The 19,953-nt window shown below is 44.5% G+C and carries 21 protein-coding genes; 5 read left to right on the top strand and 16 right to left on the bottom strand.

Translation table 11 applies throughout. The annotated features are described in order from the left end of the window. Positions 1-129 precede the first annotated feature (129 nt). From mltC to mutY, 3 genes are all read right to left on the bottom strand, one after another. Complete coding sequence (mltC, locus tag A1QO_RS11755) at positions 130-1,281, bottom strand: membrane-bound lytic murein transglycosylase MltC (protein ID WP_026026660.1); 1,152 nt, start codon at positions 1,279-1,281, stop codon at positions 130-132. Positions 1,282-1,404: 123 nt separating this feature from the next. Continuing rightward, entirely contained in the window at positions 1,405-1,677 is a 273-nt protein-coding gene (locus A1QO_RS11750; protein WP_017034536.1) for an oxidative damage protection protein, read from the bottom strand. After that, positions 1,674-2,750: an A/G-specific adenine glycosylase gene (gene mutY, locus A1QO_RS11745; RefSeq protein WP_017034535.1), complete on the bottom strand. Its 1,077-nt coding sequence runs from the start codon at positions 2,748-2,750 to the stop codon at positions 1,674-1,676. Before mutY ends, A1QO_RS11750 begins: the two co-directional genes overlap by 4 nt. 165 nt (positions 2,751-2,915) lie before the next feature. Between mutY and trmB the strand changes: the two genes are divergently transcribed. Beyond that, complete coding sequence (gene trmB, locus A1QO_RS11740; protein WP_017034534.1) at positions 2,916-3,635, top strand: tRNA (guanosine(46)-N7)-methyltransferase TrmB; 720 nt, start codon at positions 2,916-2,918, stop codon at positions 3,633-3,635. Positions 3,636-3,770: 135 nt separating this feature from the next. Further along, positions 3,771-4,691, top strand: coding sequence for a glutaminase B (gene glsB / locus A1QO_RS11735; protein WP_017040943.1), 921 nt, complete (start codon positions 3,771-3,773; stop codon positions 4,689-4,691). A 111-nt stretch (positions 4,692-4,802) separates the two neighbouring features. On the opposite strand, the gene hemW is transcribed toward glsB, so the two are convergent. The 6 genes from hemW to A1QO_RS11705 form a co-directional block, all read right to left on the bottom strand. Beyond that, positions 4,803-5,975: a radical SAM family heme chaperone HemW gene (gene hemW / locus A1QO_RS11730; RefSeq protein WP_017038255.1), complete on the bottom strand. Its 1,173-nt coding sequence runs from the start codon at positions 5,973-5,975 to the stop codon at positions 4,803-4,805. 5 nt (positions 5,976-5,980) lie between these two features. Beyond that, positions 5,981-6,577: an XTP/dITP diphosphatase gene (locus A1QO_RS11725; RefSeq protein ID WP_017034531.1), complete on the bottom strand. Its 597-nt coding sequence runs from the start codon at positions 6,575-6,577 to the stop codon at positions 5,981-5,983. A 30-nt stretch (positions 6,578-6,607) separates the two neighbouring features. Next, the gene (locus A1QO_RS11720) at positions 6,608-7,039 is read right to left on the bottom strand and encodes a DUF4426 domain-containing protein (protein ID WP_017034530.1); all 432 of its coding nucleotides are present in this window, start codon (positions 7,037-7,039) and stop codon (positions 6,608-6,610) included. A 77-nt stretch (positions 7,040-7,116) separates the two neighbouring features. Next, entirely contained in the window at positions 7,117-7,674 is a 558-nt protein-coding gene (locus A1QO_RS11715) for a YggT family protein (protein ID WP_017034529.1), read from the bottom strand. Between the two features lie 67 nt (positions 7,675-7,741). Continuing rightward, a complete protein-coding gene (gene proC, locus A1QO_RS11710) occupies positions 7,742-8,560 on the bottom strand; it encodes a pyrroline-5-carboxylate reductase (protein ID WP_017034528.1) in 819 nt (272 codons plus the stop codon). A 150-nt stretch (positions 8,561-8,710) separates the two neighbouring features. Beyond that, the gene (locus A1QO_RS11705) at positions 8,711-9,421 is read right to left on the bottom strand and encodes a YggS family pyridoxal phosphate-dependent enzyme (RefSeq protein ID WP_017038257.1); all 711 of its coding nucleotides are present in this window, start codon (positions 9,419-9,421) and stop codon (positions 8,711-8,713) included. A gap of 23 nt (positions 9,422-9,444) precedes the next feature. On the opposite strand from A1QO_RS11705, the gene A1QO_RS11700 reads away from it, so the two are divergent. Further along, the gene (locus tag A1QO_RS11700) at positions 9,445-10,482 is read left to right on the top strand and encodes a type IV pilus twitching motility protein PilT (RefSeq protein ID WP_017034526.1); all 1,038 of its coding nucleotides are present in this window, start codon (positions 9,445-9,447) and stop codon (positions 10,480-10,482) included. Positions 10,483-10,603: 121 nt separating this feature from the next. Next, complete coding sequence (locus A1QO_RS11695) at positions 10,604-11,710, top strand: PilT/PilU family type 4a pilus ATPase (RefSeq protein WP_017038258.1); 1,107 nt, start codon at positions 10,604-10,606, stop codon at positions 11,708-11,710. A gap of 117 nt (positions 11,711-11,827) precedes the next feature. Here the strand turns inward: A1QO_RS11695 and ruvX are convergent, their stop codons facing one another. From ruvX to metK, 7 genes are all read right to left on the bottom strand, one after another. Further along, positions 11,828-12,253 carry a Holliday junction resolvase RuvX gene (gene ruvX / locus A1QO_RS11690; RefSeq protein WP_017034524.1) on the bottom strand — a complete coding sequence of 142 codons (426 nt, stop codon included), beginning with the start codon at positions 12,251-12,253 and terminating at the stop codon, positions 11,828-11,830. A gap of 130 nt (positions 12,254-12,383) precedes the next feature. Further along, positions 12,384-12,947 carry a YqgE/AlgH family protein gene (locus A1QO_RS11685; RefSeq protein WP_017034523.1) on the bottom strand — a complete coding sequence of 188 codons (564 nt, stop codon included), beginning with the start codon at positions 12,945-12,947 and terminating at the stop codon, positions 12,384-12,386. 60 nt (positions 12,948-13,007) lie between these two features. Then, positions 13,008-13,955: a glutathione synthase gene (gene gshB / locus A1QO_RS11680; RefSeq protein WP_017034522.1), complete on the bottom strand. Its 948-nt coding sequence runs from the start codon at positions 13,953-13,955 to the stop codon at positions 13,008-13,010. A gap of 9 nt (positions 13,956-13,964) precedes the next feature. Next, entirely contained in the window at positions 13,965-14,696 is a 732-nt protein-coding gene (gene rsmE / locus A1QO_RS11675; protein ID WP_017038259.1) for a 16S rRNA (uracil(1498)-N(3))-methyltransferase, read from the bottom strand. A 182-nt stretch (positions 14,697-14,878) separates the two neighbouring features. Further along, the gene (locus A1QO_RS11670; RefSeq protein WP_017034520.1) at positions 14,879-15,370 is read right to left on the bottom strand and encodes a SprT family zinc-dependent metalloprotease; all 492 of its coding nucleotides are present in this window, start codon (positions 15,368-15,370) and stop codon (positions 14,879-14,881) included. A 210-nt stretch (positions 15,371-15,580) separates the two neighbouring features. Beyond that, entirely contained in the window at positions 15,581-16,378 is a 798-nt protein-coding gene (locus A1QO_RS11665; RefSeq protein WP_017040942.1) for a DUF2189 domain-containing protein, read from the bottom strand. Between the two features lie 284 nt (positions 16,379-16,662). Beyond that, complete coding sequence (gene metK, locus A1QO_RS11660) at positions 16,663-17,817, bottom strand: methionine adenosyltransferase (RefSeq protein WP_026026661.1); 1,155 nt, start codon at positions 17,815-17,817, stop codon at positions 16,663-16,665. A gap of 342 nt (positions 17,818-18,159) precedes the next feature. Here metK and tkt point away from each other — a divergent pair. Continuing rightward, a partial coding sequence (tkt, locus tag A1QO_RS11655; protein ID WP_017040941.1) for a transketolase occupies positions 18,160-19,953 on the top strand: 1,794 nt, incomplete at its 3' end.

The following is a 19,953-nucleotide window of genomic DNA, read 5'->3' as shown; positions in this document are numbered from 1 at the left end:
TGCTCTACCGACTGAGCTATCCGGGCAACGGAGCGCTATTAAACGGATTTTCTGTTGCTTCGTCAACTGATTTTTATAAAAAAACGCAAAAAATCGTTCAACTGCTGATGATTTAAGCAATTGTGTGATTTATATTTTCCCTGCGTTAAATTCTTTCTTGTAGTTCGTTACTTTTTCTAGATAGCGTCGAGCTTCGGCATTGGGGTGCTTTTTGGTCAGAGCCCAATACACTTGGTTCGGCTGTAACGAGTTAAGGTCACGCATTGCTCGCTTACGATCACTTCGGTTAAAGGTGTTCAGTACTCCACCGGCACCACCGTTGTATGCAGAGATCATACTGTATTCGAGAGACAGAGGGTTATTGACGTCCTTGAGGTAGCGATTTTTTAGAATATAGAAGTAAGCTGTACCCGTATCGATATTTTTCTCTGGATCAAAAAGGTATTCAGGTGAAGGCTCCCCGGATTTTTTCTTAACCAGGGTAAAAACATCTCGCCCTGCTGTTTTGGGGACGACCTGCATTAATCCATAAGCGTTAGCCCAACTTACCGCGTAAGGGTTAAAGCTGCTCTCTGTTTTGATGATCGCGTAGATAAGATCTTCTGGAATGTCGTATTTATTGGAGGCGCGACGGACGATATCTGCGTACTTGTAGCTGCGGATCTCTACCTGATCTTCCACCATCGGGATCTCAACATAATAGGCTTTCTTGAAATCAACATCTTTGACTTTCAGGTGGTTGGCGATGAGATAGTCGGCAAACTGATTCGCTCTCCAAGACCATTGAATGGGCTTTTTATCTTGATCGAGCACTTGTCGATAGAGAAAAGGTCGACCTTCAAGTTTGATGTCCTTAGAAGAAAACAGATCGACATTCATAGGGTCATCAGGGGTGAGTAAAGTCGTAACAATGGCGTTCTTTAGATGCTTTTTGGGATCGGTAGGAGATACCGTTTCTACAATGATCGTTCCTTTGTCAAAGTTAACCTCAGAGCGGCTTAGATAATTATCAATATATTTTACATAATTACTTTTCCCCGCGACTTTGACCTCACGGCTACCCCAGCGTTTCTCTATGTTGCCGTTAAAGCTGCTGATGAGAGCATCTAATGCTCCGATGTCTTTTTCAAATTGACCTGGAAGCTCGGCGAGATTGGTTGCAAAACGATTGGTTGGCTCATAATCTACGGCGTAAATGTTTTCAATGAACTCTCGGCTGCACCCTGTCAGTGTCGTTGAACTAATGAGCGCTGCTGTAAAAAAGTAAGCGAACTTTTTCATAGGGTCCTTATATTTTGCTTCCCAAAATGCCAATGAGAGCATCGATAAATATCATTGATGCTCTCAACTATGCCATAACTTCAACTGTGCCATAACTTCTACTAGCTCATAACACTGTGTGAGTTAGGCGCTTGGTGGAGTATAACCTTCGATATGAACTTCTTTACCTTCAAAAAGAAAATTCACCATTTCTGTTTCCAGCAAGCTCCGGTGTTCTGGATCCATCATATTGAGTTTTTTCTCGTTAATCAGCATCGTTTGTTTACTTTGCCACTGTGCCCAAGCTTCTTTTGAAATATTGTCAAAAATACGCTTACCTAAATCTCCTGGATACAGTTGAAAATCCAATCCTTCCGCGTCTTTATTTAAACGAGCACAAAATACTGTACGGCTCATAGTGATTCCTTTTTTAATGATGATTGAAGTTCATGAGGCAGACTCTCTAGTAACAGTTTTACAGGGGCTGCCAAGCCGACTTCATCGGGTTGAGACAAGTTATACCAAAGACTATTCGTTCCTTCCATTATCATCTCAGGTTGTTTCGACAACTCGACCAATATTGGGGTGATATCGAGGTGATAATGGCTAAAAGTGTGTCTAAATGAGATCAGTGTTTGTTGTTTCACGATGTCTTTATCTTGAATCGCACGCTGATCAAGTAGGTGTGATAATTCGTTATTAGTATGTTCAGGGAAGCAATAAAGACCACCCCATATACCACTTTGTGGGCGCTGCTCTAACCAAACTTGATTCTTGTAATGCAAAATCAAGAACCATGTTTCTTTAACTGGCTTCTCTTTTTTGGGTTTTTTCCCTGGGTAATTGAGTGGGCTATCCTGTTTGTTTGCAACACATAAATCTTCAATTGGGCACAATGTGCACTTAGGCTTGCTGCGTGTGCAGACCATGGCACCCATGTCCATCATTGCTTGATTGTATTTATCGACATTCGTATCGGGCGTGTTTGCTTCAGCAATTTCCCACAATTTATTTTCTACTTTCTTTTGCCCTGGCCAGCCTTCTACTGCGAAGCTACGAGCCAGCGTTCGTTTGACATTGCCATCTAATATGGCGTGCGGTTGTTTATATACTGAAGAAAGTATCGCTGCTGCTGTTGAGCGGCCAATACCGGGTAGGGCGTTCATTTGCTCTATGTTGAGTGGAAATTCACCCTGATATTCGGTAGCCACAATTTGCGCCGCTTTATGGAGATTTCGTGCTCTGGCGTAGTACCCAAGCCCAGTCCAGAGATGCAATACCTCGTCTTGTTTCGCATTGGCCAAATCAATCACGGTAGGGAAGCGTTCTAAAAACCGTTGATAATAAGGAATAACGGTCGCAACTTGCGTTTGCTGCAACATAATTTCAGATAGCCAAACACTGTAGGCCGATTTGTTTTGTTGCCAAGGTAGGCTTTTTCGCCCGTAGGCGTCATACCACTCTAAAATGGCGTTTGCGAAAGGAGTCACGACATGCTCGATGTTTTACTTTTATTAGGGGTAAAATTGCACCACAATTACGGTTGGATGTAAAACAGACAATTTGTGTGGGAATTTATCGTTATAAAGACTTGCACCCGAGGCAATTCTTTGGATAATCCCCGCTTTGATTAATCAATGTGCAGGCAAAGACCAATGAGTGAAGTGACCACTAACGAATATACTGAAGACGGCAAACTGGTTCGAAAGATCCGCAGTTTTGTTCGTCGTGAAGGCCGCTTAACAAAAGGCCAAGAAAATGCGATGAACGAATGCTGGCCAACAATGGGTATTGACTATAGCCCTGAGCTACTTAATTGGAGTGAAGTGTTTGGCAATGACAACCCTGTTGTACTAGAAATTGGCTTTGGTATGGGTGCTTCATTGGTTGAAATGGCGAAAAATGCGCCGGAAAAGAATTTTTTAGGTATTGAAGTACATAGCCCAGGTGTTGGTGCATGTTTAGGTTCAGCACGTGATGCCGGTGTTACTAATTTACGTGTGATGTGCCATGATGCAGTTGAAGTGTTTGAACACATGATTCCAAACGATAGCCTGCATACGCTTCAACTGTTCTTCCCTGACCCTTGGCATAAAGCGCGCCACCATAAGCGCCGCATTGTGAAAGCTGAATTTGCCGAAATGGTCCGAGCTAAATTGCAAATGGAAACGGGTATTTTCCATATGGCGACAGATTGGGAAAACTACGCAGAACACATGATTGATGTTATGAACCTTGCACCTGGTTTTGAGAATATTGCCAAAGACGGGGATTACATTCCGCGTCCGGATGAGCGTCCTTTGACCAAGTTTGAGGCTCGCGGCCACCGTTTAGGTCATGGCGTTTGGGATATTAAGTATCGTCGCACCGCTTGATGTTGATAGCGAGTTGCATCTCGCAATGAGTAAACAATGAAGTAAGAGCCAGCATATCTATGTTGGCTTTTTTGACCTTAGAGCATCTCTTTTCATTCACAGATGCTGTGGCTAATCTCTTATTTGGATTGCAGTATGAAACCGACACCATTGATCTTGGAAGATATTTTACGAGAAGTTCGCCCTTTGATTGGCCAAGGAAAGGTCGCTAATTACATTCCCGCACTGGCAAAAGTAGCCAATGATAAATTGGCGATTGCCGTTTATACCAAAGAAGGTGAAGTGATAAAGGCTGGCGATGCAGACGATGCATTTTCTATTCAATCGATTTCTAAGGCACTCAGTTTAACGCTAGCGATGTCTTTGTATAAACCAGAAGAAATCTGGCAGCGTGTGGGTAAAGAGCCTTCTGGGCAAGCATTTAACTCAATGATTCAACTTGAAATGGAGCAGGGGATACCTCGCAACCCATTTATTAATGCGGGTGCCATTGTAGTGGCTGATTTACTTCATAGCCGTTTGTCTGCCCCTAGACAGCACTTACTCGATTTTGTGCGTCAGTTAGCGGGTGATACGCACATTGTGTACGATAAAGTCGTCGCCGCATCGGAAATGATGCACAGCGATCGCAATGCTGCCATCGCTTATTTGATGCGTTCATTTGGTAATTTTGAAAATGAAGTCATTCCAGTGCTCAATAATTACTTTCACTCTTGTGCGCTGAAAATGAGCTGCGTTGATTTGGTGAAGACGTTTAGTTATTTAGCTAATAAAGGGGTATCGGTGCAAAGTGGTAAACAAATCATTACCCCAACCCAGACAAAACAATTGAATGCTCTGCTGGCAACGTGTGGTCTTTATGACGGAGCGGGCGAGTTTGCTTATCGAGTGGGCATGCCTGGGAAATCAGGTGTTGGCGGAGGCATTGTCGCTATCGTGCCTAATGAGATGAGTATTGCGGTATGGTCCCCTGAACTAGATCAATCTGGCAATTCGTTAGCGGGTACCCAAGCGTTAGAATTATTATCTGGGCGAATTGGCCGCTCAATATTTTAGTCAAAATGTGGAAGAAAAAGAAAAGGAGTCGAGTCTCCTAATTGGTTTTTCTTCCACTTTCTTCATTTCCCTTTTTACTTTGCTTTTTACTTTTTCTTTCTAGTATTACCGCTACGACTCTTCCACCATAAAGGCTTCAAGCAGATCATTGAGAAACAGTTTCCCTTTTTGCGTGATCTGCCAGTGAGTCTCCGTCTCGGTCAAATACTGCTTATCCAATGCCCAATTAATGGTGTCGTTAATCGCACTCAGTGGTAAGCCAGTGGTATTGATAAAGTCTTGTTTTGGGCAGGCTTCTATCAATCGAAAACGGTTCATAAAGAACTCGAATGGCCGATCTTCATTATCGACACAGTTCTCATCGGACAGATAAGGTTTAGTAAGATTTTGATAAGCCGACAAGTACCCCTTTGGGTGTTTGATTTTTGTCGTGCGGACAATGCGTCCATCCGCAAAGCTGAGTTTACCGTGAGATCCACAACCAATCCCTAAATAGTCACCAAAGCGCCAGTAATTTAGGTTGTGCTGACATTGAAACTCAGGTTTGCTGTAGCCCGAAATTTCATATTGAACATAACCCGCATCACTGAGTTTCTTGTGGCCTTGCTCAAAGATATCCCACAAATCATCGTCATCTGGAAGTGTTGGCGTTTTATAGTAAAACAAGGTGTTCGGTTCAATGGTGAGTTGATACCAAGATAGATGCGGAGGATTAAGCTCAATCGCCTTATCGAGATCCGATAGTGCCTGATCGATGCTTTGATCGGGTAAGCCGTGCATTAGATCGAGATTGAAGCTAGTTAGCTGGATGTGATGAGCGAGTTTAGCGGCATCCACCGCCTCTTGCTGGCCATGAATGCGGCCAAGACGTTCCAGCTTCTCCTGTTCAAAGCTTTGAACACCAATCGATATTCGTGTCACTCCAGCGGTCTTGTAGCCCTTAAAACGCTCTACTTCAACCGTACCCGGGTTAGCTTCCATGGTGATCTCAATATCGTGCTTAAATGGAATGCGCGCTTCAATCCCATTGAGCAAAGTTTTAATGCCACTGGCGGAGATCAGGCTTGGCGTACCACCGCCAATAAATATGGAATGTATTGGACGAGGGTTTGCATTCAATTGATAACGTTCAATGTCGCTATCAAGGTCATCTAACAAGGCTGAGATGTACTCGTCTTCTGGAATGTTGCCTTTCAGCGCGTGAGAATTGAAATCGCAATAAGGGCACTTTTGCACACACCAGGGTATGTGCACATATAGACTGAGTGCTGGAGGGATTAACATGATCGTTATGACTGCTTTTCTAAGGTTGCAAATAAGCTTTTTAGAGCTTTTCCACGATGCGATAACTGCTTTTTGCGTGATGATTCAAGTAATGCTGATGAACAACCTTCTTCAGGGACATAGAAAATCGGGTCATAACCAAAGCCGTTTTCGCCTTCCGCTTGTGTCAGAATATGACCTTCCCACTTACCATGACAAACCACAGGAGTGGGATCGTTTTCATGGCGCATCAGAACTAAGACACAGTGAAAACGAGCGGTTCTTTGTGCTTCTGGAACGTCTTTCAATGCATCAAGCAATTTGTCTAGATTCTGTTGATCGCTTGCGCCTTCGCCAGCATAACGAGCAGAATAAACCCCCGGAGCGCCTTGAAGAAAATCTACTTCTAACCCGGAATCATCAGCAATTGCAGGGAGGCCTGTTTCTTTTGCCGCATGGCGAGCCTTGATGATGGCATTTTCAATAAAGGTGGTGCCTGTTTCTGCTACATCTGACACGTTAAATTCATTTTGTGCCACTACATCAAAACCAAAATCAGACAGAAGATCCGCCATTTCACGAACTTTGCCTTGGTTGCCTGTTGCTAGTACTAATTTTTTCATATCTTTCTCGAATATCGTGGATGAAGAGAACTACTCTTCAACATAAAATTTTTGGCTGAACGTTAACGGACCCGCGCCTGAATTGCCAGCGTGAATATCTAAATTGAAGGTGAGAGTTTCTTCATTGCTGATTGGAAACTCAGCTAGGTAATAGATCGCATTCGCCTCTTTAATTTCGCGAAACGTTAATGTACGAGTTTGTCCGAGTAAGTTTCTGGCGGTTCCTGACACTTTGGCGGTGACGGCGGGTTTTCCAACCAGTGAGTTATCCAGCACGCTGATGTTTAAAACAGCGGAATAGCCATTACGTTTTAATTTGTAACTGGTTGCTACCTGCTTTGTTAAAAACGTCGAGTTAAAGGCCGAGTAATGAACCTCTACATCCTTTATCTTTGTAAACTGACCGGCCCAAGCTGGGCTTGCTAGAATGGCGCTTACGAGTATCAGTATCCATCGGTTCATCTTGTTTCCTTACTTCTGATGTAAATAAAAAGCCATCACAAGATGGCTTTGACGTCACTTGGGCTGATCACCGGTTATTATAGCTGATGCCAGATAGGACCGATTAAATCACCCATTAGGAAATTAGCAAACTGTAGGCCAATAAAGAGAACGAGAACGCTTAAGTCGAAGCCTCCCATCGCAGGCAAAATACGGCGAATGGGTGCCAGCATTGGCTCTGTTAGCTGGTGGAATACAAACTCGATTGGGCTACGGCCTTGGCTCACCCAGCTTAAAATGGCGCGAATCAGTAATACCCAAAACAGTAGACCTCCGGCGGCTTTAAGCAGTGATAATAAGCCTAAGAATAAGAAATCTGCACTGAAGACAAATGATCCACTAGAGCTTACAAGAACTAAAGCGACAAATTTGAGTACACAAAGAACGTACGCAAATAAAACCGTTGCAACGTCTAAGCTACCGATTGAAGGGATCACTCGGCGCAGCGGAGCGACCACAGGTTGAGTCGCTTTAACAATGAACTGGGAAAACGGATTGTAGAAATCGGCGCGAGAAATCTGCAGCCAAATACGCAGCAAGACAACCATGATATACAGGTCAAACAGCGTTGAAATTAAAAAACTCATTGAGCTCATAATGGGTCCTTACGACAAAAAATAATCGTCACTAGTAAAAGTAAAATCGTTTAAACAAACGGTAAAATTAAAATTCTTTTTCCATCTCTTGTGCTCTTGCCACTGCTGATTGCATGGCTTTAGCAACAATACTTGAAAGCTGATGCTGATTAAATGTTTTCAATGCTTCGGCTGTTGTACCGCCTTTTGAGGTGACTTGTTCACGCAAGGTTGATAGCTCTGTTTCTGGATTGGCCACTACCATTGCTGCGGCACCTAGTGCTGATTGCTGAACCAATAGCCGTGCGGTTTCTTGGTCAAAACCTTGAGCTATCGCTTCTGCTTGCATCGCTTCCATGAATAGGAAGAAATAAGCCGGTGCGCTGCCCGCAGCTGCAATCACGCTGTTAATGCCCGATTCTTGCTCAACCCAGCATACCTTACCCACCGCACTCATGAGTTCAGCGGCAAATTTTTTATCCTGCTCTTGTACCTCATCAGCGGCAAATAATCCACTCATGCCCTGACCAACTAAAGAAGGCGTGTTCGGCATAACACGAACAAGCCTTAACGTTGTGTTAAACATTTCATTGAGGCGGGCTGCGTTAATGCCTGCTGCGATCGAGATGACAAGTTTGTTGCTGTAGTCGATGTTTTGGAGTTCTTTCCCAACCGTTTCCATGAGCTGGGGCTTCACCGACAGGACAATGACATCGGCATTTTTTGCGGCCGAAGTGTTGTCTGATTGGGTGTTAATGCCGCACTGTTCACTGAGATAATCAAGTTTAGGCTGACTTGGATTGGTCGCTGTGATTAAAGACGCTGGGTAGCCACTCGCTACAAGGCCCGCAATAATTGAGCGAGTCATGTTCCCTGCACCAATGAAGGCAATCTTCTTATGTTCCATTCTATTTAACCTAAATGTTAATGACCGTTGTCGATATCGAAACTCATGGCGCGAGCCAGCAAAGTTACTCGATCGTTTGTCTCTCGTTTTTATATATTTCGTTCTTATGTCGCCAGTTGGCATATGATAAGAACGCATAAAGCAAAGTGACTACGGTTTGTTGGCGTAGTCCCTAGCACCAAAAATGGCAGTGCCGATACGTACCATAGTACTGCCCGCATGGATCGCTGCTTCCATATCCCCACTCATCCCCATAGACAAAGTATCTATTTGGCTATATTTCTCGCTAAGTTGTTGCTTTAGTAGCGCTAGTTTGTCAAATTCAGCACGCTGGGCTTGGTAATCAGCCACATTAGCAGGAATGGACATCACTCCTCTTAACGTGAGGTTTGGAAGGGTAGAAATCAACTCCGCCAGTGTAAATAACTCGTCACCGCTGATCCCAGACTTACTTTGTTCACCACTGGTGTTGACCTGAATAAGCACTTGAAGTGGCTCCATAGCGTCAGGTCGTTGATCATTGAGCCTTTGTGCTGTTTTTGCTCGGTCAATGGTATGAACCCAGTCAAAATGCTCGGCCACCAAACGGGTTTTATTGGATTGAATTGGGCCAATAAAATGCCATTCGAGGTCGAGTGACGGATGAGATTGATTAAAGTGAATCACTTTATCGACCCCTTCTTGCACGTAATTTTCACCAAACCGTCGCTGCCCGCACTGAGCCGCATCGAGAATGGCTTCAAGAGGCTTAGTCTTACTCACTGCTAAAAGTTGCACGGACTCTCGAGGTCGTCCACACTTTTGTTGTGCGCTTTCTATCTGTGAGGTGATATGTTCAATATTTTGTTCAATACTACTCATAGCTAACTTTTTAAGGATATTTAATGGATATTGCAGAGTTATTGGATTTTAGTGTAAAGCATAATGCGTCAGATCTACACCTTTCTGCAGGGGTGCCTCCAATGGTACGGATAGATGGTGAAGTAAGAAAGCTTGGTGTTCCTGCTTTTAGCCATGCAGAGGTTCATCGACTGGTTTTTGAGATCATGAACGATGCTCAGCGCAGTGAATATGAAGAAAAGCTCGAAGTGGATTTTTCTTTTGAACTGCCGAATGTTGGCCGATTCCGTGTGAATGCGTTTAATCAGACGCGTGGTAGCTCAGCGGTATTTCGTACAATCCCTGTGCATATCCCTACCTTAGAGCAAATTGAAGCCCCTGATATCTTTGAAAAAATAGCAAATTATGAAAAAGGCCTAGTGCTCGTCACTGGGCCTACCGGCTCAGGTAAATCAACAACCTTAGCAGCGATGGTGGATTACATTAACCGTAATCATAATAAACACATTCTAACCATTGAAGATCCGATTGAATTTGTTCATGAGAACAACAAGTGCTTGGTGAATCAACGCGAAGTGCACAAGGATACCCATAGTTTTAAGAATGCCCTCCGTTCTGCACTGCGTGAAGATCCAGACGTGATCTTAGTGGGTGAGCTTCGAGATCAAGAAACCATCAGTCTCGCCTTAACAGCGGCTGAAACGGGGCATCTAGTGTTCGGTACTCTGCATACTAGCTCTGCGGCGAAAACCATCGACCGAATCATTGATGTATTCCCTGGCAGCGACAAAGACATGGTACGCTCGATGCTTTCAGAATCAATGAGAGCGGTTATTGCGCAGAAACTATTGAAACGAGTCGGCGGGGGAAGGGTAGCCTGTCATGAGGTAATGCTTGCGACGCCAGCGATCCGAAACTTGATTCGAGAAGACAAAGTGGCTCAGATGTATTCAATTATTCAAACCGGTGCGGCCCATGGCATGCAAACCATGGAGCAAAATGCGAAACAATTGATCGCAAAAGGTTTGGTTGATCCACAAGAAGTAGCGAAAAAAATCGAAATTGAATCATCGATCTTTTAAATAGAAACAAACGCAGTCATGCATTCTACTTTTTACAAACAGCCCTTTTTGTACAAACGGATTCTATTGTAAGTAGCCAATGTATTTGGAATGAATAATCGAGTGTAAATGAGAAGTGTAAATGGAACTGAATCAGTGTTTGCAAGGCATGATTACGCAGAAAGCTTCGGATGTTTATATTACCGTTGGTGCGCCAATCCTGTTTCGCGTTGACGGCGAGCTTAGAGCGGAAGGTGCCAAGTTAAGTGAAGCCGAGGTTGAGCAATTACTGGGCGCAATGATGGAGCAAGAGCGCGCTTCAGAATACAAGCAAACCCGAGAAGCGAACTTCGCAATTGTGCGAGATATCGGGCGATTTCGGGTCAGTGCGTTTTATCAGCGAGAGTTGCCGGGCGCCGTAATTCGTCGTATTGAAACGCAAATTCCAACCTTTGAGCAGTTGAAACTGCCCGATGTATTGCAAAACCTTTCAATCGCAAAGCGAGGTTTAGTTTTGGTGGTTGGAGCGACAGGCTCAGGGAAGTCAACCACGATGGCCGCGATGACAGGGTACCGCAACGCGAATCGAACAGGGCATATTCTTACCGTTGAAGATCCTATCGAGTTTGTCCATGAGCACCAACGCTGCATAGTAACCCAGCGTGAGGTTGGGTTGGACACTGAAAGTTACGAAGTTGCGTTGAAAAACTCGCTGCGCCAAGCTCCTGACATGATTTTGATCGGTGAGATACGCAGTCGAGAAACCATGGAATACGCGATGACCTTTGCCGAAACGGGGCATTTATGCATGGCAACATTGCATGCTAACAATGCCAATCAAGCACTGGAACGTATTTTACACCTGGTCCCCAAAGAGCAAAAAGAGCAATTCTTGTTTGATCTTTCAATGAACCTTAAAGGGGTGATTGGACAGCAGCTGATCCGTGACAAAAATGGTCAAGGGCGTCATGGTGTGTTTGAAGTACTTTTAAATAGCCCGAGAGTGTCGGATCTGATTCGCCGTGGTGATCTTCATGAACTAAAAACAACGATGGCGAAGTCGAAAGAGATCGGAATGCAGACGTTTGATCAAGCTCTCTACCAGTTGGTGGTTGATGGAAAGATCAGCGAGCAGGATGCACTCCACAGCGCTGATTCTGCCAATGATCTGAGATTGATGTTGAAAACTCAACGTGGGGAAAGCTTCGATACCGGCACGTTGCAGAACGTTAAAATAGATATGGATTAAGTGCAAGAGTTGGTTAGCTTTTATATTCAGAAGTTTCTAAGCGCTCTAATAAGCACGTTCTGATAAGCAATAGAAGCGTAAGTAATATCAATCGCTAACCGAGTTTTTATCGCTGAGTTATTCGCCCCACTGAGACTCAAACCAACTCTCTAAAATCACCACTGCAGATTGGCAATCCACATTGCCTTTGCTGAGCGCTTTATACCCGCCCATATTAAACAAGTCAGATCGAGCTTCTGTTGTAGAAAGGCGTTCATCGTGCAGTTCAACGGGAATGCCATATCGGCCAAACAAACGATTGGCAAACTTTTTGGCTCTGGGGGTAATGGTCGCCAAATCCTTTCCGTGCAAATCTGTGGGTAGCCCTACGATGATGAGATCGGGCTGCCACTCTTTAATCAGTTTTTCAATGTCATCCCACTGTGGGATCCCATCTTTTGCTTTAAATGCCTTTAAAGGAGAGGCAGTACCTGTAATATCTTGGCCAATTGCACTACCAATACTTTTTGTACCGTAGTCAAACGCCATTATTGTGCGAGACATTTCTTATTCCAAAATGAATGTAATCGTTAGCCGGTAATAGAGATAGCCTGTATTCAACTGACCATCGCTTCTTTATCTACATACAACGGTATGATTTGGCAAAGAGTTCAAAAGGTTCAAGCGGGGGAGATTAAGCGTGTCCCGCTTGTGTGGATAGCTGCGCTGCATCTATTCCCAGCATCTGGACTGCTTTTCGCCAGCGTTCATGGATGGGAGTATTAAAGATTACATCGGGATCGGCTTCAATCGTGAGCCAGGTGTTCTCTGCTAATTCAGTTTCTAACTGCCCAGCTTCCCAACCAGAGTAACCTAAAGCGATAACGTAGCTGCTTGGTTCAGCCTCTGTTCCTAATACCGCTAAGATATCCTTAGAGGTGGTGACGGAAATTTGATCGGTCATTTGAATGCTGGATTCATATTCATCCTTGGGTTGGTGGAGGATGAATCCGCGATCTTCAGAAACGGGACCGCCATTGAGAACCGGCTTATCTAAACTGTCTGTGTGGATCTGAGGCTTGCTCGACTCGACATCCACTTTTTTCAGCATGGTACCAACAGTAATATCAATCGGCGCATTGATCACTAATCCCATAGCACCGTCTTGATTATGTTCACAAAGATAGATGACTCGGTCCTTGAAATAGGGATCTTCCATTCCAGGCATCGCAACTAAGAAGTGATTTGTTAGATTCATAACAACTCCAATCAGGATGTGGGCAGAAAAACTGCCCAAATATCATTAGACGTCTCAATATCAGGCTTTTAAACGTCGCTCGATTGCGTCCATTAATTTACCTGTTACCGAAATATCAAAAGCAGCTTCAATCTCACGGATACAAGTAGGGCTGGTTACGTTAATTTCAGTTAGCTTGTCACCGATAACATCAAGTCCGACAAAGATTAAGCCCTTCTCTTTGAGTGAAGGAGCAACGGCTCGTGCGATAGCCCAGTCTGTTTCACTAAGCGGGCGAGCTTCGCCAGTACCGCCTGCCGCTAGGTTGCCTCGTGTTTCCCCTTTGGCAGGAATGCGCGCTAGGCAGTAAGGCATAGGTTCACCGTCAACGACAAGAATACGCTTATCACCATTGCTGATGTCGGGAACAAAGGTTTGCGCCATTGCGTAGTTTTGACCGTGGTTAGTTAATGTTTCAATGATTACGGATACGTTTGGATCGCCTTCCTTTACACGAAATATTGAGGCACCACCCATGCCATCTAATGGTTTTAAAATAATATCGCCGTGTTGCTGTTGGAACTGTTTAATCTTTTCTGCTTTTCGCGTCACAATGGTTGTTGGTGTGAGATCAGGGAACCACGCGGTAAAGAGCTTTTCATTGCAGTCACGTAAGCTTTGTGGCTTGTTGACGATCAATGTTCCTTTTTCTTCGGCTCTTTCTAAAATATAGGTCGCGTAGATATATTCAGTATCAAAAGGTGGATCTTTACGCATCAGTACCGCGTCTAATTCAGATAACTTGATGGTTTGTTCTGATTTAAATTCGTACCAACCGTTTGGATCTTGTTTGAGCTCGACGACTTTTGTGTCTGCAATCGCTTCACCTTGATCTAAGTGTAGATCATTCATTTCCATATAGTGGATTTCATAACCACGACGCTGTGCCTCTAGCATCATCGCAAAGCTAGAGTCTTTTTTAATATTAATGGATGAAATTGGATCCATTACGATGCCAAGTTTGATCATTGTTTTCTCCTAGCCTAGATCGCCAAAACGGACTTGTAAGGCAGTAATTGCGGTTAGAGCGGCTGTCTCGGTACGAAGAACACGTGGACCGAGTAGCGTCTCTTCAAATTTGTATTGTTCTGTCATGCTGATTTCTTCAGCTGACAATCCACCTTCAGGCCCGATCAATAGGCGCACCTTATTGATGGGTTCTGGAAGGGTGTTTATTGAATATTTTGCACGAGGATGAAGGTTTAGCTTTAACGCGTCACTGGGCTCGCTGCACCATTGTTCAAGTTGCATGATTGGGCGAATAACCGGAACCGTATTGCGGCCACACTGCTCACAAGCGCTGATGGCGATCTTTTGCCATTGCGCCAATTTTTTTTCAAATCTTTTTGCGTCAAGTTTGACACCGCAGCGCTCAGAAATCAGAGGGGTAATGGTGTTAACCCCTAACTCGACCGATTTTTGAATCGTAAACTCCATCTTGTCACCGCGAGAGATAACCTGACCAAGATGAAGATCTAAAGGAGATTCACTACTGTGTTCGACTCGTTCAGTGAGTTCAACTGACACTCGTTTTTTGCTTATCTCATGAATAATGGCAGGAAACTCTGCGCCACTGCCATCAAATAGGATTACACCTTGCCCCGCTTTCATTCGTAACACTCGTCCGATGTGGCCTGCGGCATCGTCATCTAAATCAAGTAAACCAAGTTGTAGAATCGGATGTGGGTGAAAGATACGAGGGGTTCTCATTACAAGGTCCTAAGAGAGAAAGAGTTAGACCCTAACATGGATGCTTTTAGGGCAAAAAACAAGGTGTCACAGGGATTAAAGTCGTCATTGGTTTGTATGTCGGCTTTCTCTTTTTATTTTCTTGGTTGGCTTCGATTCTGTGCGTTTAATTCTCTGATTTTTTATTTATGTCCTGCTCTTGCTTACCGCCCTGAATAGGTCAATGTTTTCTGGCAAGATTGGCAACGATAGTTGGCTTGTTGCCTGACTACCTTGTTATGGCGTCGGATCGAGAGTGAATGTTGCGTGCAGCCACAGTTATATTCAAAGGTTTTTCCTTGAACGGAGCGTACTGAAAAGTGATGAGTTGTGTTGGCATTCAATTTAAATACCTGTGTCATCACCGATTGCCACTCTTTCCCGTGCGGTCTAACGCGGCCAAATTGATGGAATGTAACTAGGTGAGCCACTTCATGAGCGATCACATCATCTAAGAAAGCTTGCGGGTTTTCAGCAAAAAGAACCGGATTTAAACGGATTTCCCAGAGTTGCAGATAAGCTTTTCCTGCCGCTTTACCACGAAGCTTATAGCTCAGTGTTGGAAGTTTGAATATGCATTGGAAGTATTGGGAGGCGAGGTCAACACAAGATTTTAACTTGGCTTGGGCACGGTAATGAAGTTCAAAATCTTCCACTGTCTTTCCTTGAAATAACGCACGTTCATAATTGGTATTGTTGGTGAAGCTCTGTTAATGATGCTTTGGATGATAAAAAGCCCCTGCATGAAAGCTGAGGCTAAGATAATAACATTAAATTTTATTATGTAAGTCATGCTATGAAAGCCGTATTTTAAAAAACATGTTTTGAAAGCCATATTTTGAAAACAAGGTTAATTAATACCTAGGCTAGATGTTATGTTTCTTTTTGATGGTTTCATGATAACCATGCCATGTCGCGTAACCTAGAATAGGCATAGTGAAAAACATCCCAATACCAAAAGTGGCAAAGCCGATGAGGATCCCACCCGTAATCACTAGAGCCCAAACGATCATCGCGGGTATATTACTTTTGACAGCATTAAAACTCGAGAAAACTGCGGTCATGACATCCACTCGTTTCTCCATCATTAATGGGATAGAAAAGGCGGAAATACTGAAGATGATCACCGCAAAGACAAAACCAGCCATTGAACCAATGATTAAAAATGGCGCAAATTCAGTCAGTGAAGCCCCTTGTACTGCCGGGTAGAGAGCGTGAATCAAAGCAGCAACACGCATCCAGAATATCATGGCCACGGTGAGTAAAACGGTAAACGCCCACTGTGAAGTCGAGTTTCTAGTGATCGCTTTCATAGAGTGTATCAGACTTGGCTTGTGGCCTTTTTCTCTCTCCCAACTGGCATCGTACATTCCGAGAGCAAGGAAAGGCCCAATCAGCATATACACAATCAGGCTTGGCATGACGACAAGGTGCGTACCTTGCCATTGTACTAGCAATACAATCCCTATAGCAGCAGCCATAAAGCAGACGCCGTAGAACATACTTATGAGAGGCATTCGTATAAAATCATGAAGCCCGAGTGATAGCCAATGAAAGGGTGCTGAAACGCTTAGCTGGTTACAGGGTAGAGTTCGAGCATATTCGCTGTCAGGAATTTTGTTATCTTTTGGTTCAAAATCTGTTGGGTTCACCGTACGAGGCATACACCCTCCTTGATCTATTCTCATGAATCGTAAATGACCTTGGTGGCCGACTGACGGTGTTGGAGTGACTCACTTGCCCGATTCAATATAAAGCGTCGATAGTCGATATAAAACTTCGATAAAGAGCTTCGACCAAGAGAGTACATTTAACACTCTATTAACTATTGGTGTGAATAGAAAAAAACACAAATTATTTGATGAATTTTTAGCCAAAAATAAAAAGCCCCTGCAAAAATGCAAGGGCTTAACGTGTGTTGCGGTTAAACTGTCTATGTCATAACAGCTTATTTAATTCCTGCAAATTCACGCAGTAGGTCTGCTTTATCTGTCGCTTCCCAAGGGAACTCTTCACGACCAAAGTGACCATAAGCAGCAGTTTGCTTGTAGATTGGCTGAAGAAGGTTCAGCATTTCTTGTAGGCCGTATGGACGAAGGTCGAAGTTTTGGCGAACCGCTTCAACAATGATCTCTGGTGATACTTTTTCAGTACCAAACGTTTCAACCATGATAGACGTTGGATCGGCAACACCGATTGCGTAAGACAATTGAATCTCACAACGGTCAGCCATACCAGCTGCAACGATGTTTTTCGCAACATAGCGAGCCGCGTAAGCTGCAGAACGGTCAACTTTCGATGGATCTTTACCAGAGAATGCCCCACCACCGTGACGAGCTGCGCCGCCGTAGGTGTCAACGATGATCTTACGACCTGTTAGACCACAGTCACCCATTGGGCCACCGATTACGAAACGGCCTGTCGGGTTGATGAAAAATTTAGTTTCTTTGTTGATCCACTCAGAAGGTAATACTGGCTTAATGATCTCTTCCATTACCGCTTCACGAAGGTCTGGAGTAGAGACTGAATCGCTGTGCTGAGTTGAAAGAACAACTGCATCGATACCGACAATCTTGCCTTGGTCGTACTGGAAAGTAACTTGAGATTTCGCATCTGGGCGAAGGAAATCAAGCTTGCCGCTCTTACGTACTTCCGCTTGTTTCTTAACAAGAAGGTGAGAGTAAGTGATTGGAGCTGGCATTAGAATTGGCGTTTCGTTCGTCGCGTAACCAAACATGATGCCTTGGTCGCCAGCGCCTTGTTCTTTCGGGTCGGCTTTATCAACGCCTTGGTTGATGTCTGGTGATTGCTTACCGATCGTATTGAGTACGGCACAAGAATCGGCATCAAAGCCCATGTCTGAATGAACGTAGCCAATTTCACGAACGGTTTGGCGAGTAATCTCTTCGATATCAACCCAAGCTGACGTTGTGATTTCACCGCCAACCATCACCATGCCAGTTTTTACATAAGTCTCACAGGCGACGCGGGCTTTTGGATCTTGTTCAATGATGGCATCAAGAACAGCATCAGAAATTTGATCTGCAATTTTATCTGGATGACCTTCTGAAACAGACTCAGAAGTAAATAGGTGCTTAGCCATGAGAGCTCCACTAATTTGATTGTTGATGATGAACGTTAGCATTCACCACAATAATGTTGGATAAATAATTGTAGGTGTTTCTACATCTAGACGTCTATTCTAATTTTGAACGAGTGAATTACAAGTTCTTTTTTGGATATATCATAACTAAACGTTTGCGTCTGAATATTGCTCTTTGATTCGGTGAATGTATGCCGTTGTGAAAATAGTTGTAAATTTGAGCGAAATCTCCAGTAAAACGTTTGCAGTAGCAAGGGGGCTTTGAGAGAATATGGCGCCTGAATTCAACGAATAATTCAGATTCTATTATTTTTTAAATCGCTTACGCACTCAGGAGCAGACATGCCTTCTCGTAAAGATCTAGCCAATGCAATCCGCGCACTTAGTATGGATGGTGTTCAACAAGCAAATTCAGGCCACCCAGGCGCACCTATGGGTATGGCTGACATCGCTGAAGTTCTTTGGCGTGGTCACTTGAACCACAACCCACAAAACCCAGAGTGGGCAGATCGCGACCGTTTTATTCTTTCAAACGGCCACGGTTCAATGCTGATTTACTCTCTGCTTCACCTAGCCGGTTACGAGCTTTCAATTGAAGACTTGAAAAACTTCCGCCAACTTCACTCTAAGACACCTGGCCACCCAGAATACGGTTACGCTCCTGGTATCGAGACAACGACGGGGCCTCTAGGTCAAGGCATCACTAACGCTGTTGGTATGGCGATGGCTGAAAAAGCACTGGCGGCGCAATTCAACAAAGAAGGTCACGACATCGTTGACCATTTTACCTATGCATTCATGGGTGATGGCTGTCTGATGGAAGGTATCTCACACGAAGCTTGTTCTTTGGCGGGTACCCTTGGTCTTGGTAAGCTGGTTGCTTTTTGGGATGACAACGGTATTTCTATCGATGGCGAAGTGGAAGGTTGGTTCTCTGACGATACCCCTAAGCGTTTTGAAGCGTACGGTTGGCATGTCATTCCAGCAGTAGACGGTCACGATCCTGAAGCAATTAACGCAGCTATTGAAGCGGCGAAAGCAGAAACAGGTCGTCCGACACTTATCTGTACTAAAACTATCATTGGTTTTGGTTCGCCAAACAAAGCGGGTTCTCACGATTGTCACGGTGCACCACTTGGCCACGAAGAGATTGCAGCAGCACGTGAATTCCTTGGCTGGAATCACGGTCCTTTCGAAATCCCAGCGGATATCGCAGCAGAATGGGATGCGAAAGAAGCAGGCGCAGCCAAAGAAGCGGCTTGGAATGCTAAGTTTGACGCATACGCAGCAGCATACCCAGAGTTGGCGGCAGAATTTAAACGTCGTACTAACGGCGAGCTTCCAGCGCAGTGGGAAGAGAAAGCAAACGCAATCATTGCTGATCTTCAAGCTAACCCAGCCAATATCGCATCACGTAAAGCATCTCAAAATGCATTAGAAGCGTTCGGTGCTATGCTACCTGAATTTATGGGAGGCTCTGCGGATTTAGCGCCTTCCAACCTAACTATGTGGTCGGGTTCTAAGTCTCTGACGGCGGATGACTTCTCTGGTAACTACATCCACTACGGTGTACGTGAATTCGGCATGACGGCGATCATGAACGGTATCGCTCTGCACGGTGGTTTCGTACCCTACGGCGCAACCTTCCTAATGTTCATGGAATACGCGCGTAACGCGATGCGTATGGCGGCTCTGATGAAAGTGCAGAACATCCAAGTTTACACGCACGATTCTATCGGCCTAGGCGAAGATGGTCCTACTCACCAACCGGTAGAGCAGATCGCTTCTCTACGTTTGACTCCTAACATGAGCACATGGCGTCCATGTGACCAAGTTGAGTCTGCGGTTGCTTGGAAACTGGCAATCGAGCGTAAAGATGGTCCATCATCTTTAATTTTCTCTCGTCAAAACCTTGCACAACAAGATCGTAACGCTGAGCAAGTCGCTAACATCGCTAAGGGTGGTTACATCCTGAAAGATTGTGCTGGCAAGCCAGAACTCATCATCATTGCTACCGGTTCAGAAGTTGAGCTTGCGGTTGAAGCAGCTGCGCAACTAACCGCTGAAGGTAAAGCAGTGCGCGTAGTCTCTATGCCTGCAACTGACGCGTTCGACAAGCAAGATGCGCAGTACCGT

The organism is Vibrio genomosp. F10 str. ZF-129 (assembly GCF_000287055.2).
Taxonomy (GTDB): Bacteria; Pseudomonadota; Gammaproteobacteria; order Enterobacterales; family Vibrionaceae; genus Vibrio.
This window is presented reverse-complemented; position numbering and strand designations above follow the sequence as displayed.

Coding starts and splice junctions, on each gene's coding strand:
- proC (WP_017034528.1), bottom strand. CDS start 8,560: ATGGAACATAAGAAGATTGCCTTCATTGGTGCAGGGAACATGACTCGC.
- A1QO_RS11715 (WP_017034529.1), bottom strand. CDS start 7,674: ATGAGCTCAATGAGTTTTTTAATTTCAACGCTGTTTGACCTGTATATC.
- A1QO_RS11665 (WP_017040942.1), bottom strand. CDS start 16,378: ATGCCTCGTACGGTGAACCCAACAGATTTTGAACCAAAAGATAACAAA.
- A1QO_RS11700 (WP_017034526.1), top strand. CDS start 9,445: ATGGATATTGCAGAGTTATTGGATTTTAGTGTAAAGCATAATGCGTCA.
- gshB (WP_017034522.1), bottom strand. CDS start 13,955: ATGATCAAACTTGGCATCGTAATGGATCCAATTTCATCCATTAATATT.
- trmB (WP_017034534.1), top strand. CDS start 2,916: ATGAGTGAAGTGACCACTAACGAATATACTGAAGACGGCAAACTGGTT.
- A1QO_RS11695 (WP_017038258.1), top strand. CDS start 10,604: ATGGAACTGAATCAGTGTTTGCAAGGCATGATTACGCAGAAAGCTTCG.
- hemW (WP_017038255.1), bottom strand. CDS start 5,975: ATGTTAATCCCTCCAGCACTCAGTCTATATGTGCACATACCCTGGTGT.
- mltC (WP_026026660.1), bottom strand. CDS start 1,281: ATGAAAAAGTTCGCTTACTTTTTTACAGCAGCGCTCATTAGTTCAACG.
- rsmE (WP_017038259.1), bottom strand. CDS start 14,696: ATGAGAACCCCTCGTATCTTTCACCCACATCCGATTCTACAACTTGGT.
- glsB (WP_017040943.1), top strand. CDS start 3,771: ATGAAACCGACACCATTGATCTTGGAAGATATTTTACGAGAAGTTCGC.
- A1QO_RS11725 (WP_017034531.1), bottom strand. CDS start 6,577: ATGAAAAAATTAGTACTAGCAACAGGCAACCAAGGCAAAGTTCGTGAA.
- ruvX (WP_017034524.1), bottom strand. CDS start 12,253: ATGTCTCGCACAATAATGGCGTTTGACTACGGTACAAAAAGTATTGGT.
- metK (WP_026026661.1), bottom strand. CDS start 17,817: ATGGCTAAGCACCTATTTACTTCTGAGTCTGTTTCAGAAGGTCATCCA.
- A1QO_RS11750 (WP_017034536.1), bottom strand. CDS start 1,677: ATGAGCCGTACAGTATTTTGTGCTCGTTTAAATAAAGACGCGGAAGGA.
- A1QO_RS11720 (WP_017034530.1), bottom strand. CDS start 7,039: ATGAACCGATGGATACTGATACTCGTAAGCGCCATTCTAGCAAGCCCA.
- A1QO_RS11705 (WP_017038257.1), bottom strand. CDS start 9,421: ATGAGTAGTATTGAACAAAATATTGAACATATCACCTCACAGATAGAA.
- A1QO_RS11685 (WP_017034523.1), bottom strand. CDS start 12,947: ATGAATCTAACAAATCACTTCTTAGTTGCGATGCCTGGAATGGAAGAT.